Below are 18,446 nucleotides of genomic sequence, written 5' to 3'. Positions count from 1 at the left end.
TCACTTAAACAGCTTGTCTCGTATGAACGCTTCCATGTCCAATTCATACATCAGCTGCTGGTATCGTTCGCTCTGCTCGTCCTCCGACGTTTGCTTGGTGCGAAATACGGATTGAAGCATCTCCAATGCTGCGGTCATGTGCGCTTCCGTGGGCTCCAGGCTGTTCTTCTCCAGTTCCTCCACAACCGCTTCCAGACGCTTGTACGGCTCAACCACCCCAGCCTGGTATTCCTCTTGGTTCCAGTTGTGGTTAGGCGTACAGACCGCAATGGCCAGAGACCGGGTCAATAGCTTGAGCTTGCTTGCGCCGTGGACTTGATGAGAGGAAGAAGCGGACTCTAAAATATCGGGCAGATCCTCCGTCTTGTCGAACGCAAGAGCTTCGAGCTGGGGGCAGTTCTTCATCGTAAGCTTCTTCAATACATCCTTCGGTCCAATCTCCACAACAGCCGTTACGCCGGATTGCACCAAGTACTTCATCGTGTACACCCATTGGACCGGCTGAGCCATCTGCTGGTACAGGCTGTCCGGAATGGATGAGACGTCCCGGTAAGGCAGCCCGGTGACATTGGAGATGACCGGCCATTTCATCGGATGATAGCTGACCTTCTCCAATTCCTGCTTCAATTGCTCGGCTGCCGCCTTCATCAGCGGACTGTGGAACGGGGCGCTGACATTCAAGGGAGCCGCCTTGGCACCCAGCTTCTTCAATGCGGCGCATACGGCTTCAACCCCGTCGGCCGTCCCTGAAATTACGGTTTGCAAGGGCGCATTGTAGTTGGAGATCACGACGGTCGTTCCGGCGTTCTGCCGGGCTTGGCACTCTCGCTCGATCAGCTCCACATCGAGATTATGAATGGCAGCCATCGCCCCTGTGCCGAGGGTAACGGCCTCCTGCATGAACCGGCCCCGCTGCCTTACGAGGTGCGCTGCGTCGCTTAACGTAATAGCACCCGCACATACCAGCGCGGAGATTTCCCCCAAGCTGTGGCCGGCGAGAAAGGCCGGTTCGATTCCCCCGCGTTCCTTATACGCTTGGAACATCGCCACGCTCACAGTAAGAATCGCCGGCTGGGTATTCTCGGTCTTCATCAGCTCCGAGGGGCTGCTCTCAAAGCACAGCTTGGCCATGTCTATGCCCAGGGAGTGACTAACCTCGTCGAAGACGTTCCGCACCGTCAGGCTGTCTTCATACAGGTTTTTGCCCATGCCCACGTATTGGGACCCTTGACCGGGGAACAGCAACGCCCGTTTCTTCATTGGCTCCACCTTTTCTGATAAATTGTACAAATGGCCTTCAACGCCTTGATATAGGTCGTCAGCAGCTCCTTCATCCTGCCGCCGCCGAATCGGCTGCCGTCATACTTGAAGAGGAGCTCACCCTGGGTTGCCTCCTGACGAAAACCCACAGCCACTCCGAACAGACGACCGAAGTCCTCCTGCAGGCCGTCCGCTAGGCATACCATTGGGTAGACCTGTTCCCCCTGGGGAATCACATGGCGCATAGCCTCCAGCGGAAGCAGGTCTGCTCCAGCAGCCTGCCGGGCTTCGTGAAAGAGAGTAAACAGTTGACTCAGGTCGCGGGACTGTCCGTAATCGACAGGGATGGCCTGAAGCTGAACCTGCTCCCTATCCTTGCACAGCACGTTGATAGGGATTTGCTTCGTGCCGCTCACTTCCGAGAGGATATAGCCCCAAACACCAGCCAAGACATCAAGAAGCTCTACGCCCTGGAAACTGCATATCTTCAGCAGTCCGGCGTAATCGCCTTGGGCCAGCCGGTACTTCAACCCCGCGTATGGGCCTGCGGGGTCGTATCCGCCATAGGAGCGGGGGAGGGAAACGGCCGTGCTCCTCGCGGCCGGGCTAGTGCTGCGGCTACTCATCATATAGTCAGCCAGCTTGGCAATGGTTGGATAAGAGAATAAGTCCGGCAGGGTCAGCTGCTCGTCCATCCTGCGCTTGATCTCCACATGCATGACCGACAGGAGAATGGAATTGCCGCCCAGCTCGAAGAAATTGTCATGGACGCCAATCAGGTCGAGCCCAAGGATCTCTCCCCACAGCTCCACCAGCTGTTTCTCAATGGCTGTAGCTGGAGAGACATAAGCGGTCTCCAGCATAGGCCTGCTGCTGTCGGGTTCCGGCAGGGAACGCCGGTCCAGCTTCCCGTTGGGAGTCAGCGGAATGGCCTCCATGCGGATATAAAATCCGGGAATCATATACTCAGGCAAATCCTTGGCCAAGTGTCTGATGAGCTGCGAAGCCTCAATGGGTTCATCTGCCACGTAGTAGGCCGCCAAATAGTTCTCCCCGGTTTTATTCTCTCGGGCCGTTACGGCGCATTCCTTCAACCCATCAAACCGGCTGAGGCGCTCCTCAATTTCCCCCAGCTCCATTCGGAAGCCCCGGATTTTCACCTGGTTGTCCACCCGGCCATGAAACGTGTATTCCCCCCGCTCCGTCAGCCGAGCCAAGTCCCCTGTCCGGTACATGATGACTTCCGCATCCCCGATGTGCTGGGTCACAAATCGCTCACCCGTGAGCTCCGGCTTATGCAGGTATCCCCGTGCGACACCGTCCCCGGAAATATACAATTCCCCCATTTCACCTGGGGGCAGCTGGGTCCGGTTTGGATCCAAAATATAAAACTGCGTGTTGGCAATGGGCCAGCCGATCGTGATTTCTTGCTCATGGGTCAATTCCTTTACCGAGGACCAAATCGTCGTCTCCGTTGGCCCATACATGTTATAGATGCGTGCCCCGGTGATGTCCTTCAGCTTCTCCAGCAAGACGGTGGGGAAGGGCTCCCCGCCCAGCATGATAACCTTCAGATCACGGAGCGTCTTAAGGTTCGCCTCGTCATTCTGCAGGAGCAGCATGGTCGAAGGGGTCGTCTGAAGCATATCGATGCGCTCTTTCCCCACATGGGCATGGAACTCCCTCGGGTCCGCAATCACGATCCGCATGCCCCTTGTCAGCGGCAGCAGCGTTTCCAGGATAAAAATATCAAAGGATATGGTAGTCAACGATACGATAGTGTAGTCAGGATCGAAATCAATCACGTCGGTCATCCCGACGATAAAATTATGAACCGCCCGGTGTTCAATCATGACCCCCTTGGGCTTTCCTGTGGAACCGGATGTATAGATGACATCCATCAGGCAGCGGCTATCTCCCGTGTGAGGAAGGTTTGAGGTATCCTCGTGGGAAGCCACCTCATCGTCCAAAATAATGGTTTGGCCGGTGTAGACCTCGTTTACTTTCGCCTGCAGCGTCCTTTGGGTGATCAGCAGGCGAGTCTGGCTGTCGCTTAGCATATAATCGATTCTCGCATTGGGGAAATGAGGATCAATGGGTAAAAACGCCCCGCCGGCCTTCAGAATCGCCAAAATCGAAACCAGCGTGTCCAAGGAACGGTCCACCATCAACGCAACGATATGATCCGGCAAGATCCCCATTCTTCTGATGACTCGGGCAAGCTGGTTGGCTTGGCTGTTCAGTTCCCGGTAGGTGAGGCTTTTTCCCTTGAAGCTTACGGCCGTTCGGTCCGGCGTTCGTTCCGCCTGCTCCTCAAACAGCTCATGTATGGTTTTCTCCGATGGATATTCACGGTAGGTATCCTTGCCCGCACGGAGGCGGGTTTTATAGAAATTATCCATTAGGCTCATTTCGTGTAGACCCCTCTCCAGCTATTGGCAAAGGTTCAGCAGCTTGCCTGCAGCGGTTTCCTCCAGCGCTCTGATGCTGCTGAGCGTCTCCTTCAGAGGCTGGCAGTTCAATTGCCCGCCATGCTTCTCCAGCAAATAATGGGATTTGTTCTTGAAGAACCCCCATTCCTGCTGGATCTCTTGATACCGCTGCCTCAGCTTGCGGGACTCCTTGGGGTCCACCAGTTTATGGGCTTCGAAGTACTCCAGCAAATCCTGGTTGCGCTTGTGCACTTGCTGAAACGACAGCATTCGAAGGGCAAACATGCTTCTTTCCTGCATTTTGTTCATCAGCAGCTCTAACTCATTATGGAATAAGTCCAGGCTGGATAGCCCGGTATCACAGTACAAATCGTAATTCTCGAGGTAAATAATCTCGTTTGCCAACAGGTCGGCGGCCATTTTTTTTGCTTCTAGGAGCGGGATGGTTTTATCCTGAAAAAAGCCTTCGAACGCTTCTTTGGCACGTGGCTTGCATAGGCCTGCGGACATTTCCTCCCCCTGGCCAATGAAATACTCCAGGGACTGCTTCACGGACGAATAAGGGAGCACATAATGCTCCATAACGCCGGGATTCAAGCAATCTTCAATGGCATAGAAGACCTCTTCCCTATCGTTATATCCATGAATAAACACAGGATGGACCATGTGAAAGTTTCCGGCTTCTCTGCCGTTGGGATAAAAGAACCGGTCGATTTCCAAAAAGACATAGCTGCCTTCGCGAATAGCCGCTTTCAGGCAATCCTGCAAACCCGAAAAGTCATTGGATTTAAAGCTCTCTTTTTTGTAGTCAAAAAACTGGTACATCATGTCACTAAAGTAGTTCACATAGGGAGTCATATTGCCTTCGGCCACCATGCGGACTTTTGCCTCATCCGAAGCAAATTCCTGATCAAACTTGCACTTGAAGTACTTCACCTGCATGTAAAACATAATCTCTTTGAAGGAGGGGTCTACATTCAGCATCATAGAAATCAAGTTGTTATTTACACAGTTCAACCAGATCCCATTGAACGGTTCCGCTTCCAGCACAAATTTGTCCATGGCCTCGACAACTCCTCTTAAGTTCCTTTTGCAGGCTGAAAGCACCTCGTCACACGAAAATGCCTTCAACCTGGGGATAATCAATGCGTGCCAACTAACGACCCGGACAGTGAGACATCCTTCAGCGTGTAATAGGTACCGGTTTCATCAATGATTTGGTTCATCCAGCGGGTCTGCTCCAGTTCAGGAACCTTCTTGGTGTTCAGGATGATGGACAGAAGCTGGAGCGCCTCCTTCATCTCTTCCACCGATGGGTTGCCGCCCGTTTGATCCAGACGATCCTGGATCTCCTGGATTCTCCGGTACGGCTGCACGACGCCTTCCTGGTATTCCTCATTGTTCCAGTTCCGGTTCGGTGTGGACACAGCGACAGCCAGGCATTTGGTCACGACGGTTGGAATGTGCTTCCTTAGGTTCGGATAGGCGGATAGGATGGTTTCGACTTTATGGCTGTCGTCCTTGATCCCGTAGCACAAGGCTTCGATGCCTTGGGTATTCACCTTGAGCAGGTTGGTCATGACGTTCTTGGCTCCCATTTCAATGGCAAGGGTGACACCTTTTCGTTTGAGGTAGGACATGGTTTCCTGCCATTGGACGGGCTTGACCAGGTGGTTGGCCAGATTATCCAGCACCAGCTCCGGCTGGCTGAGCGGCTGGGCGTTGACATTGCTGATGACCGGGTATTTGAAGAATCCGAAGGTGTACTTCTTCAGCTCCTCCCGCATCAAATCCGCCACCGGCTGCATCAAGCGGGAATGGAACGGGGCGCTGGCAATGAGCGGCGTAACCTGGCAATCCTGCTCCAGCAGCTTCACCTCCGCCTCCATCACCGCCTCGGCGTCCCCGGCAATGACCGTTTGGTTGGGAGCGTTGTAGCAGGAAATGGCCACATATCGGCCTTGCTCTGTCAGCCGTTTGCATTCTTCCTCCACCACATGCTGCTCTACCCCATCAATAATGGTCATGGCACCTGTACCTGTACGGACAACCTCATCCGTCAGCTTCCCCCGGTACCGGGTGATGCGCAGCGCATCCTCGAACCGGATGGCCCCGGCGCAGGTCAAGGCGGAATATTCGCCCAGGCTATGGCCTGCACAAAACTGCGGGGCAATGCCAATTTCCTGCATGTAGACCCGGAAGGCTGCGACGCTGGAGACCAGAATGGCTGGCTGGGCATTCTCCGCCTTCGTCAGCTCGGCCAGAGGACCCTCAAAACAGCATTTCGTCAGATCAAAGCCCAGCACATCGTTGGCTTCCTCGAAGGTCTGCCTGGCGATAGGGAACTGATCGACCATGCCTTTGGACATTCCGACGAAATGCGATCCCTGACCGGGAAACAGGAACACAATTTTTTCCATGGTGAAACACTCCTTTTTGAATGAGTCCTCGTAAAAGCGTGCTATTCAACGATCACGTCAATGTACTCCGGTATGGGTTGAATCAAGCTCAGATCGTTCTCGAAGATCGTAAGGCCATCCTTGGTTTCGACTTCCTTGAAGCCAGCGAAGGAGTAGGCAATGTACATCATCCGGTTCCGGTCGGTGGATACGAATTCGGCCCGCAGCCTCACATGAGCCTCCTTGGCCAGCCGCATCACATGACCCAGCATCAAGGTGCCGACTCCTCGGGAGATGACACGGCAGGACATGAGCAGAAGCTTGAGGGTCCAAATCTCCTCTTCGCATTCCAGCAGCGTCAAGCCGATTTTGCCATAGGTCCCATACTTATCCTCCAGCCCCGCAATAAGCAGCTTGTGCTTGTCCGAGCTTCGGAAATGATCCAGTTCCTCGTATGAATAGGTATATCCGGTTGCATTCAGCTGATGGGTCCGGACGGTCAGCTCCTCCGCCCGCTGCAGGTCATTCTCCTTCACTTGGGAGATGGTCAGCTTCATCTGCAGGGAAGACAGAAAATCCTCCTGGGAGCCATCAAAGGCCTCCTCCACCTGGTTCCGCACTATATCGCTCATGTACATCTTCCTGCGGTTTTGGGAGTCCTCCGTTTGAAAGGTTGGTTTCAATTGAGGCATTTCCGTCAGTTGGCCCAGCCGGGAGGCGTTGATGCAGAGGACTTGGGGATGATGGAACGCGACCTCCTCCAATTCGAAGGGCTGGTCGTCTATGAACGCCATCGTATCCATGCCGATATTGATAGAGCGGGCAATCTGTTGAACCGAGGATGACTTGTTGTTCCAGTTGATCTGGGGATACAGGAAATACTCGTCCAAGCCGAACTCCTTCAGCTTCTCCATGGCCAGATCATGCTCGTTTCTGCTGGCGATAGATTGCAGAATGCCCCGCTCGTCCAAGGTTCGGATGATCGCAACGACTCCCTCCCTCAGCACCACCTCTTTGTCCTCCAGCAGCACCCCCTCCCAAAGGGTATTGTCCAGATCCCATACCAAGCACTTGATCTTCTTCGATGGGGTCAGCTCTTTGACGATTGGGTCATTGATGTGAACGATCATGTACTACCCTCCTCACACCTTGGTTTAGATGGTACGAAATGCGTTAATGGCGATTAATACTTCATGCATTTGCGTGGTGCCTTCAATGATCTCGTTGATCTTGGCGTCCCGGTAATGCCGTTCCACCGGGTAACCGCTGTAGCAGCCATTGGCTCCATGAATTTGGACGGCATCGCTGGCTACCTTGTTCACCATAAGCGAGGCGAAATATTTGGCCGACCAGGTTTCCATGATGCTGTCCGGGTCGCCAAGCTCCTTCATCGAGCCTGCACTGTAGCACAGCAATCGGGCAGCCTTCACATTGACCACCATCTCGGTGATCATCTTCTGAATCAGTTGATTTTCCCTAAGCGGGGATCCGAACTGCTTCCGTTTTCTTGCGTATTTCACGGATTCCTCCAAGCAGGCCTGAGCTAGGCCGACACAGCCGCAGGCGATGGTATAGCGGCCATAATCCAGACAGGTCATGGCAACGTGGGATAAGCCCATGCCTACCTGCCCAACGATGTTGGCCTTCGGGATCCGAACATCCTCTAAGGTAATCTCGGCGATGGAAGAGGCGCGGGCCCCCATGAGCCCCGTAATTGGCTTGGTAGAGAAGCCCTGCGTCCCCCGTTCCACCAGGAATGCCGTCGGCTTGCCTTCACATCGGGCGAAAATCAGGAACAAGTCCGCCACCTGTCCCAGAGTCGTCCACTTCTTGGTTCCGTTCAGGATGTAATCATCCCCATCCGCTACAGCGGTGGTTTCGATGCTCTTGGCATCGCTGCCTACCTTCGGCTCCGTTAATCCGAAGGCGGATAAGAGCTCGCCCTTCGCCAGCTTGGGCAGCCAATGCTGCCTTTGCTCCTCCGTGCCCCAGCGCAAAATCGCCAGCCCGACCATGCCATGTACGGTGAGCAGACTTCTAACAGAGGAGCAGCCTCGCCCAATCTCTTCATTCAAAATGCCCAGCGTAACCTGGTCCATGTCCAATCCGCCGTATTGGCGGGGCAGCATGGAGCCCAGGTACCCTTTGCTGATCACCTTATCAATCACGGAGGGGTCGATTCGCTCCTCCCGGTCATTCTTTTCTGCGAATGGAATAATCTCTTCATCAACAAAAGTCCGGAATTCATGTTTGCTGCGTTCCTGTTCAGGTGTTAATTCCATCTTCAAGATGATTCACCTCGTTATGGTTTATTGGACTTGCAGCTTCCCGTGCACCAGATCGGCAATGCTGTTGATGGTTCTGAAGTGGTTCATGTCCATGTCCTGGTTCTCGATTCGGACGGAGAATTCTTTTTCCAGGAACATGACCAGCTGCATGGCAAACAGGGAGTTCACGAAGCCCAGGGCAAAAATGTCCTCATCATCCTGCAATTCACGTTTTCTGAAGAATCTGGAGAGAAAGCCTTTGATCTTTTCCTTGGTTTGTTCCATGTTCAACCCACCTTCGTTGGATTAGTATTGATAGAAGCCTTGTCCGCTCTTGCGGCCATAGAGACCGGCATCCACCATCTTCTTTAATAGAGGACAGCAGCGGAATTTCGAGTCTTGAAAGCTCTCATACAAAACGGTGAGGGAGTGGACAACGGTATCCAGGCCGATCAGGTCCGCTGTTTCCAGCGGTCCCATGGCATGTCCATAGCACTTCTTGAAAATCTCATCCACCTCGTCCGGTGAAGCGACCTGATCTTGAACTACGTAAGCCGCTTCATTCATGAATAAATGCGAGATGCGATTGCTGACAAATCCCGGGTAATCCTGGACCACAATCATGTCCTTTCCCATCTGCTCCAAGAGCGAGCCTACCGATGCAATGCACGCCTCGGACGTATGGTAGCCCCGGATGACCTCCACGGTTTTTTTGACCGGGACAGGATTCATAAAGTGGGTGCCAATAACCTTGTCGGGCCTGCGGGTCAACGAGGCAACCTTGGTGATGGAGATGCAGGATGTATTGACCATAAAGATCGTCTCCTCGTGGCATAAGGGATCCAACCTCTCATAGACCTCCTTCTTCACCTCCCAGTTTTCGGTGACGTTCTCGATGATGAAGGACGCATCCGCAACAAGCTCGTAGTCCGTTGTGAAGGTGATCCGATCCATTACGGCATCAGACGGCTCCACATCCTTGGCTGACGGCTGGAACAGGCTTCGAAACCGAAGCTGCTCCGAGATGGAGGCACGGGATTGCTGCAGCTTCTCCTCCGAAAGATCCACCAGCACCGTCTGCAAGCCGGATTGCGCCAGGCTCTGGGCCACTCCACTGCCCATGACCCCCGCGCCGATAACCCCTACTTTGTTCACCTGTAAATCTCCCCTTTCTTGTTTTTAGCTCCTCGGCTCACATGGGAACCAACTGGTCCAGAAGGGCATACACGTTATCCAGGTAGACGGCCTCCACGGAACACACCTCATCCAGCTCGGCAGTCAGCTTCTGCATGGACAGCGCCTTGTAAGTATCGGTAAACAAGTACTTGGCCACCGGCCTTCTGATTTTTCCCCACCGTTCAATGCATGCTTCGATCCACTGTTCAACCTCCGGATAAGACGCCAGCAGCCTCTGGGCCTTGTGCTTCTCCACAATCTTGCTATTGATAATGTGGGTGAGGATATTCATCACCCCTGCGGCATAAAGCCGAGTCAGCTTTTCATCCAACAAAATAGTTTTCATTACGTCCACGGCAAAGGTCAGCACCTTCATCCCGCCAAGCACGACTTCCCGGTAAGCCCGCATATTCTCGATATAGAGCTTGGCATAATCCTCGTGAGGCTGCGGCTTGTCGGCTGTGGCATACAGCTCGTAGTAGGGAGCCATATCATAGGCCGGCAGGGTCTTCAGCAGCTCCTTGTAGCCGTCATGGCAACGTACCGCATCCTGATAGCTGATCCAACGCTTCTCATAGGTCAAGCTCTCCAGGTGGTCCTTCTCAACAATCAAAAACTGCTCCTGGGCATCGTCATATCCGATCACCAGCCATGTGTGGGGAATATGCTGCTTATGGAACGTATCGGACAGAAGCGGTTCGTAGAAGCAGTCTACCCAAATGACCACGGGCCGATTGTGCCGGATGGAAGCTCGCAGCTTATCGATGATGGGCTCACCCGACGGTTTCGCCTCGAGCACGATTCCCATGTCGGCAAGAACCCTCTCGATGGTCTTCTCATTCACGCTTTTCACATCGAAAATCAGCCGCTTCTCATCGAAGGTATACGCCACAATATCGCTGGCGAAAATCGGCAGAATCGTTTGTCCGTAATACGCAAGCATCGAGAAGAGTGAGTTATAAAAGCACTTTCGATAAAACAAGTCGTTATACGGAACCAGTTCGTCGACCCGCTCAATGGTTACCAAGCTGGCTGAGGCGGTTATCGTTTCGTGCATCTCCTGCTTCTCCCCCCGAATGATGGAATGGCCACCTGTGATTTTTTGACGGGAGACAAATTCCCGGATGGTAGGATATTCATAAATATCATTGATCTGGTAGGGAATGTGATGCTTCTCCAGCTCGGTCTCCAGCTTCAAAGCCTTGAGGGAGTGACCGCCGATGGAGAAGAAGTGATCAAGAACTCCCACCTGGTCCAGATCAAGGACCGACCTCCAAATGGCAGCCATCTGCTCCTCCGCTGCATTAGCCGGCGGAACGTACGGCATGGCAGCGTATAGGTGGGCAGCCGGGTCGGGCAGTGCCTTCTTGTTGATCTTGCCGTTGGGCGTCAGCGGCCATGCATCCAATTGAATGTAGAAGGAAGGGAGCATGTAATCCGGAAGAACCCTGGCGGCTTGGCTTCGCAGCTGGTCGATATCGACCAGGACGGTTGAGGTGAAATAAGCGCAGATGCTGCGGTTGCCCTCGCTATCGGTTCTGACAATGGCTACTGCCTCCTCGACGCCCTCGCAGCCTGTCAGCACCTGTTCAATTTCACGAAGCTCGATCCGGTAGCCCCGAATCTTGACCTGATCGTCCATTCGGCCCAGGCAGTCGAGCTCCCCGTTTGGCAGCCAGCGGGCCAAATCCCCGGTCCGGTACATGAGCTTCCCCGTATAGGGGTTCAGGACGAACCTCTGACTCGTCAGCTCCCGGTTCTTCCAATATCCTTCCGAGAGGCCATCGCCCGCGATGCACAGCTCACCAGGGATACCAACGGGCATGAGCCTGTGCCACGGGTCCAAAATATAGATTTGGGTATTCAGGATCGGTGTGCCAAGGGTAATGCCAGGTGATTGCGTCAGGTCCTTCATCGCTGACCATACGGTGGTCTCTGTCGGGCCGTACATATTGTAAATTCTGGTTTGGGGCAGCTCCCGCTTCAACCGGTCCAAGAGCCCTGGGGTGAAGGCTTCCCCTCCAAGCATGAGCTCGGTGATCCCCTGAAGCTGCCGGATGCCTTCCTCCTTATTCAAGAGCATCTTCATCCTGGAGGGGGTTGCCTGAAGCATGCTCACCTGGTGCTGAGCCAGCATGCGCCAGAGGAGCGCCGGGTCTTGATTCTGCTCCCCCGTCGACATGGCGATTTGCAGTCCCAGGGTCAGCGGCAGCAGGGTTTCCAGGACGAAGATGTCGAAGGAAACGGTCGTCAGCGCCGCGATGGTCTTCCCGGGAGTGAAGGGAATGCGGCCCGCTATGCCATAGATGAAATTAACAACCGCTTGCTGGGCGATCATGACGCCCTTGGGTTTTCCAGTTGAGCCTGACGTGTAGATGAGATACGCCAAATGAGACGAATCCGCCACAGGGGCAAGTGGAGCGGCTGGAGATGCATCAAGCCAATCGAAGGCTTTCAAATCCATGATCTCCCCGGCGAAGTCCACCCGCTCCCGAAGGCCGTCCAACGTAAGCAGCAGTGCCGCACCGCTGTCCTCCAACATGTACTCGAGCCGCTGGCGAGGATATTCAGGGTCCAGCGGGAGATAAGCTCCCCCTGCCTTCAGCACTCCAAGGATGGCAATCAGAAGCTCCACAGACCGCTCCACCATGACGGCTACAACCTGGTTGGGCACGACTCCCCTTTGCCTCAAATAACCGGCCACCTGGTCGGACCGCGCATCCAATTCTCCGTAGGTCAGCCGGTGCCCGCCACATTGGATGGCGGTCTGGCTCCGGCAGCGGGCTGCGGTCTGGCGGAACAAATCCTGGATCGTCTTCTCCCTGGGATACGCTGCAGCGGTGTCATTGAAGTCATGCAGCAGTTGCCGCTCCTCTTCCATCGCCAGCAGCCGCACCGTTCTCAGCCCGACATCTCCGTTATCGAGAACCTGGCGAAAAAACCGGAGCAGCCGGGCAAAAACACCTCGAATCATTCCGTCGGAAAAGCAGGCTTTGTTGTAAGCGATCTCAAGGTCCAAGCTGCCCTCACGGGTCTTGAAGGTCCAGCGCATATCGGCCTGTTCCTCGCTGATCCCTGCTGGCCCATGCAAGCTATCCAGCGATACAACGGTTTTGAAGGATGGAGCCTCCTCGCCGTCGGTCCTATGGCCCGCCAGCTCCGACAGGATGGCCAGGGGGAAATGCCCGTACTTTCGGGCTTCCTTCACGCTTCGGGTCACGTCCGTGAGGAGCTCCCGGTACGTCCAGTCCGCCCGCATCGTCGTGATAATCGGCATCGTGTGGCGGGCTTCTTGGATCGGTTGGTTCGGTTGATTCGGTTGGACCAGCTCCGCCGATGAGGGCGGCGGCATGCCGATAACCACTTCCTCCGTGCCCACATACCGGTGCAGCAGGTATTGAACCCCCGTCACCAGCAGAATATAGAGCCCTACCTGGTTATGCCGGCTGACTTGATTCAGCTTGTCCGCCACTTCCTCGGGAATCGGATAAGCGGCTCTAGCAGTACCTGCGCGCATAGCGTCTGCCGGACCATCCGCCGGAAAGCCGGTGATCTCCAAGCGCCCATCCAGCTTGCGGCTCCAATAGTCCCGCTCTTCCTTATACTTGCCGCTGGTCAGCAGCAGGTTCCCCATCAACGCTTCCGTCTGCATGGAATCATCCCCCCTTTTAACCAGCGTGATTACAGGCTAAATTCAACATCTTCTTCATCCTCGTAATGGGGGGTATGGAGGCGGCTGCTTGGCAGTTCGATATCTTGAATTGCCACATCGGCGCATTCCGCTACTGCTTCGAGAATGCCCACGTAATCCGACAGCAAGCGCTCCGCCGTCTCCTGCTTGAATAATTTCGTACAATACTCCAGATTGAGCCGAATGCACCCTCCTGCTTCCACCGCCTCCATCGTCAGATCATAATCGGCCAGGTTATACACATGCCCGCTTGGCCGGGAGTGGAACAACTCCGAGGAGGAGTTGTCGACCACCACATTCTGAAGAATGAACAGCGTATCGAACAGCGGATGCCGGTTTCTGCCTCTTGGCAAGCCCAGCCGGTTGATCAGCTCATCGAAGGGATAATCCTGATGCTCAAAGGCCTGCAGGACATGCTCCTTCATTTCCTCCAAGAAGGTTGAGAACACCTTCGTCTTGGCCGGCTTGCCGCGCATAGCAAGCATATTGATGCAGGCACCCGCGATGTGCTCCAGCTCGGGTATGGGGCGTCCGGATATGGGCGAACCCACCACCAGGTCCTCCTGCGCTGAATATTTATGCAGGAGAACGTTGTAGGCAGCCAGCAGCACCATGTACAGGGTTGTGCCTGTGCCGGAAGCAAGCTTCTTGAGGCGTTCTGCTAACTCTCTGCTCGTGTAGCACGATGCCATCCGCCCTTCGAACACCAGGACCTCCGGTCTCCTGTAATCGGTTGGCATTTGAAGCAGCGGAGGACCGTCTTGGTATACCCCGTGCCAATAAGAGGCCTGCTGCTTCATGAAATCCATCTCCATGCATTGGTGCTGCCAGGCGGCGTAATCCTTGTATTGGAACGGCAGCTCCGGCAATGGCTCCCGTAGGTACAGCCGGGACATGTCCTTCATGAATAGCTCCGTTGAAACCCCATCTGTAATCACATGATGGGCATCATACAGAAGCAGGAACTTCTCCTCCTCCAGCTTGATCAATCCCGCACGGAACAGAGGGGCTTGATGGAGCTGGAAGGGCCGCTTGAACCCGTTGATGATGGAATCAGGAGATCTGCCCTCGGTTTCGTAATACTCCAAGGTGAAGTCAACGGCAGGGCTTACCCGCTGGACAATCTGACCATCCACAACATGCAAGGAGGTGCGAAGCACCTCATGCCGCGCGATGGCTTGGCGTATTGCATCCTCCAGCCGCCTCGCATCCACCGGGAATTCCATTAGGGAAACCCGGTACTGGTTTAGGCTGGTACTGAGCGGGTCTTTCCGATAGGCGAGGAACATCCGGGTCTGATTGTACGAGGCCGGGTAGGTTTCCTGTTCCTCCAATCGGGTAAGGGGCGGGTACTTCGTGCGGTGACCGTAAGCAGCGGCCCGCTCCTCCAGAAGCTCTGCCAATTGGTGGATCGACGTATATTCAAACAAGTCCGTCACAGACACGGCTCCCGGATAATGCTGATCCACCTCTCCCTGAATTCGCATCAGGAGCAGGGAATCGGCCCCCATCTCGAAGAAGCTCTCCTGAATGTTCACTTCCTTGAAGCCCAGCACATTCATGCACACTTGAGCGAGCAAACGCTCGATATCGGTATAGTCGCCCGCTTCCCGCCCCTGAAGGACGACGTCGGTCTTGCGGCTGCCCTGGTCCTCGTCTGTGATGGACCGGCGGGGCTTGCCTTCCTTCTTTACCAGCTTGCGCATGATGCTATCCGAGCAAGGGACTCCGGACCTTTCCAAAAGCATGGACCCGACACCGCCGTAGTTGATTTCCCCAACCAGAGCGCTTGGTTCTCCTGCACACAGCAGGGTATGAAAGCCTTCGATGCCTTTTGGGGTGGCGAGGGTTTTGAAGATGGTATCCACCACATGTCCGCTGTCGGCAGCCATACCGGTTTCCTTCCAGGTCGTCCAGTTGATCGTCGTCGTTCGCTTCCCCTTCCGGCTTCGGTAAGCGGAATAGGCGTCCAAGTAGGCGTTTGCTGCTGCATATTCCCCTTGACCGTATGCACTGAAGTACGTGGCGACGGAGGAGAACAGAATCATGAAATCCAGTTCATCCTCCTGCGTAAGGGAATCCAACACCCACGTACCGTGGATTTTGGGAGCAAGAATGGCTTTCGTCAGCTCTGGGCTACGGTTCGCCATGGGCCCGTCATTGGACACGCCCGCAGCATGGACGATGCCGTTAATCGCTCCGTAGGTGCAACGAAGCTGTGCCAGAACGGCTCCCATGGCTTCCAGATTCGATACATCCACACTGAGGCATTCGACTACCGCTCCTGCAGCCTCCAGCTCCTTCAGGGCTCGAATCGTCTTGGCTGTTTTGCCTGCGGGTTCTCGATCCAGAAGGTCCTGCCAGGCATCCCGCGCAGGGACGGGTCGTCGGTTGAGCAGAGCAAGATGGACCTTGTTCTGCGCCGCAGCGAAGTACTTGGCGACCTCCAAGCCGATGCCGCCCGTACCGCCTGTAATCACGTATACTCCTTGCTCCTTGATCGAGCTGCCGCCAGCATCAGGAAGGGATACGTCAAGCTCAGTGAATACTTCCGTGTAGCGTTCATTCTCGCGGTATGCGACGGCATAGGCGGTATATCCGGCGTCGAGCTCTTCGAGCAGATGCTGGATTGAGGTCGCCTCATCCACATCAATGAATCTGCACTGAAGGTTGGGATGTTCCTTCCCGATCACCTTCCCGATACCATAGAGCGAAGCGTTGTCCGGTATCACCCGGACCTCCTGGCCTGTAACGGAGGCGGCGTACTCTGTCACGGCGATCAGCTCCGCTTCATCCTGAATACCTGCCTTAGCCATGGCCTGTACCAGGTATAGCATGCTGTAGAGACCCGCTCTTAGCCGTTCATCCAACCGGACAAACTGCGCCGTCTCCCCTCTTTCATTGAAGCTGAACAGGTGGATGATCCGGCTGATTCGTTGTCCGCTAAGCGTTTCAAACAGCTTATCGTAGCTCTCCCGTGTACCGTCCACAAAGTAGAGGCTGCCGCTGTTCGGATCGTCATTTCTTCCTAGCTGAACCTCAATGACCTCTTCTCCCCGACAGCGATAGGCTTCTTGAATGGCACTGCCCACCCCCCCGTTGTCTTTCAGCAAGAGCGTAACGCCCGCTTTATCCAGCCTGCGTCCCTCTCCTGCCGCCTGCGGCCGCCACTTCATCTTATAGTAGAAAGCCGGCTTCTCTTGGTCCAAGCTCCTCTTCGATTCCGGTATCCGGATCCAGCATTTGTTCTTGTCAAACGCATAGGTCGGTGCATGGATCTTCCGAGGCTTGCGGTCCGGGTAGAGCTCCTCCCATTTGAGCTCTGCGCCCTGGGTATAAAGCGCACAAGCTCTCCATAAGGAGCTTGTATCCTCCTTGTTGCTTGCCCGATAGGCCTGCAGCTGGCAGGCCGCCTCTTGGGTGAGCTGTGCTTTGTCCGAATCCTTGATCTCCTTGGCGGAGAGCTGGGTTCTGTTGGCGGAGATCACCACATGCTCCCCGTAAAAGATCCCCTGCTCCTCGTTGGACGCGATGTGATGCTCCAGCAGCCATTTGACCTTCTGCTTCAATTCCTTCAAGCCTTGGAAGACAATAAGCAGCCGATGGTTGTAGTGGCCTCTTCCGGTATTTGCCGTGTAGCATAGGTCGGCGGCTTGGAGGTCCTTCGCTTTGCAGAGGAACCGATGATATTTGCTGAGCAGCCCACGAAGGGAGCCTTCGCTTCGGGCCGACAGCGCAAGAAGCTGCGGACCTTCCTCCGGCAGGCTGGGCTCACTCGTCTCCTGGATGTACTCCTCCAGGACCACATGGCAGTTCGTGCCACTTAGTCCGAAGCCGCTTACCCCGCACCTACGCGGGAACGGCTCCTTGTCCCAAGGCCGGGCTACGGTGTTGAGGTACAAGGGCGATTCACAAAACTCGATGTTGCGGTTCGGCCTAGTAAAAGATAGAGACGCCGGAATGGTTTGATGGTTTAACGCCATCACGGCTTTGATCAGCCCTGCCATGCCCGCACATTCGTATAAATGCCCAACGTTCGTCTTGGCGGTACTTAGGGCACAAAACTGTTTTTTATCCGTGAATTTACGGAAGGCCTTCTGAAGACCCTCGACCTCCAGGGGATCTCCAAGCTTCGTTGCGGTGCCATGGGCCTCCACATAGCGGATGGTCTCCGGTTCGATCCTGGCATTCTCCCATGCCTTCATGATCACCTCGGCCTGTGCCGTGGAGTTGGGAGCGGTGATGCCGATGGAGGTTCCGTCCTGATTCACCGCACTGCCCTTGATGACTGCATAGATAGGGTCCCCATCCCGCTGGGCTTTGCTGAGGGGCTTGAGCATCATTGCCGCTACCCCTTCGCCCAACCCGGCCCCGCCGGCATCCGCGTCGAAGGATCGGGTCATGCCATCCGCCGCTTCAACCCCAAGCTGCAGGCCTGGATTTTCTGCCGGGAACAAGTGGATTTTGATGCCTCCCGCCAGGGCCATGGAACAATCGCCACTGCGAATGGCCTGGCATGCCAAGTGAACGGCAACCAGTGCCGAGGAACATGCCGTATCCAGAATCAGGGTCGGCCCCTTCAAATCCAGCATGTAGGAGATTCTGGTCGGAAGCATGGCGGCGATATTGCCCGCCAATGCAATAGGGACCAGGTCCGGGTCCATGTCGAAGATCATGTTGTGATAGCTGGAATTGCTGGCAAACCCGACATACACGCCGGTTTTCGTTCCTGACAGCTTCCTGCCCCCGTATCCCGCATCCTCAATGGCTTCCCATACCGTCTGCAGAAATAACCGCTGGGAGGGGTCCAGCGCGCTCGCCTCATTGGGGGACATCCGGAAGAACCCATAATCAAAGGAGGCGACATCCTCCAAATACGACCCCCGATGGTACCGCAGCTCCATCCCCATGCGCTCCAGCTGGGCTGTTACATAATCATTCACACCGGCCTGCCGGGCCGAAGGGAACTCGCCCACAGATCCGACTCCGGCAAGGATGTTCTCGTAATAGTCACTGACGGTATCCGCCTCGGGAAAATGCGCGGCCATGCCAATAATCGCAATGTCCTCGTGGCTGTGCGTCTTTTCCTGCTGCCGAAGCAAACTGATCATTTGAATGGCGATTTCCTTGTTGAGTTTTCCCTCTGCATTTTGCTTAAGTATATAGGTATATAATTGGTCCATGTCCCACGTCCTCCAACCGCTTCGTCCTGAAGGCAACC

10 protein-coding genes are annotated in these 18,446 nt (G+C 55.0%); all 10 read right to left on the bottom strand.

The annotated features are described in order from the left end of the window. The 10 genes from fabD (ACSEXS_RS03150) to ACSEXS_RS03105 all read right to left on the bottom strand — a co-directional run bounded on the left by fabD (ACSEXS_RS03150) (position 1) and on the right by ACSEXS_RS03105 (position 18,408). The gene (gene fabD, locus ACSEXS_RS03150; protein WP_438431730.1) at positions 1-1,260 is read right to left on the bottom strand and encodes an ACP S-malonyltransferase; all 1,260 of its coding nucleotides are present in this window, start codon (positions 1,258-1,260) and stop codon (positions 1-3) included. Next, a complete protein-coding gene (locus tag ACSEXS_RS03145; protein ID WP_438431729.1) occupies positions 1,257-3,671 on the bottom strand; it encodes a non-ribosomal peptide synthetase in 2,415 nt (804 codons plus the stop codon). The genes fabD (ACSEXS_RS03150) and ACSEXS_RS03145 overlap by 4 nt, the downstream gene beginning before the upstream one ends. Before the next feature lie 21 nt (positions 3,672-3,692). Beyond that, the gene (locus tag ACSEXS_RS03140) at positions 3,693-4,754 is read right to left on the bottom strand and encodes a hypothetical protein (protein ID WP_438431728.1); all 1,062 of its coding nucleotides are present in this window, start codon (positions 4,752-4,754) and stop codon (positions 3,693-3,695) included. A gap of 80 nt (positions 4,755-4,834) precedes the next feature. Next, a complete protein-coding gene (gene fabD / locus ACSEXS_RS03135; protein ID WP_438431727.1) occupies positions 4,835-6,112 on the bottom strand; it encodes an ACP S-malonyltransferase in 1,278 nt (425 codons plus the stop codon). A 41-nt stretch (positions 6,113-6,153) separates the two neighbouring features. Beyond that, positions 6,154-7,221, bottom strand: coding sequence for an HAD-IIIC family phosphatase (locus ACSEXS_RS03130; RefSeq protein ID WP_438431726.1), 1,068 nt, complete (start codon positions 7,219-7,221; stop codon positions 6,154-6,156). A 24-nt stretch (positions 7,222-7,245) separates the two neighbouring features. After that, positions 7,246-8,373, bottom strand: a complete 1,128-nt coding sequence (locus ACSEXS_RS03125; RefSeq protein WP_438433069.1) for an acyl-CoA dehydrogenase family protein — start codon at positions 8,371-8,373, stop codon at positions 7,246-7,248. A 27-nt stretch (positions 8,374-8,400) separates the two neighbouring features. Then, positions 8,401-8,643 carry an acyl carrier protein gene (locus tag ACSEXS_RS03120; protein WP_438431725.1) on the bottom strand — a complete coding sequence of 81 codons (243 nt, stop codon included), beginning with the start codon at positions 8,641-8,643 and terminating at the stop codon, positions 8,401-8,403. Positions 8,644-8,664: 21 nt separating this feature from the next. Beyond that, positions 8,665-9,480, bottom strand: a complete 816-nt coding sequence (locus ACSEXS_RS03115; RefSeq protein WP_438433068.1) for a 3-hydroxyacyl-CoA dehydrogenase family protein — start codon at positions 9,478-9,480, stop codon at positions 8,665-8,667. A gap of 70 nt (positions 9,481-9,550) precedes the next feature. Then, the gene (locus ACSEXS_RS03110) at positions 9,551-13,186 is read right to left on the bottom strand and encodes a non-ribosomal peptide synthetase (RefSeq protein WP_438431724.1); all 3,636 of its coding nucleotides are present in this window, start codon (positions 13,184-13,186) and stop codon (positions 9,551-9,553) included. Between the two features lie 29 nt (positions 13,187-13,215). Beyond that, on the bottom strand, positions 13,216-18,408 hold the full coding sequence (locus tag ACSEXS_RS03105; RefSeq protein ID WP_438431723.1) for an SDR family NAD(P)-dependent oxidoreductase: 5,193 nt from the start codon (positions 18,406-18,408) through the stop codon (positions 13,216-13,218). Positions 18,409-18,446: the final 38 nt, after the last annotated feature.

This window comes from Gorillibacterium terrae, from assembly GCF_051594785.1.
GTDB lineage: Bacteria > Bacillota > Bacilli > Paenibacillales > NBRC-103111 > Gorillibacterium.
Note: the sequence above shows the minus strand (reverse complement) of the source record. Positions and strands in the feature narration are given on the sequence as shown.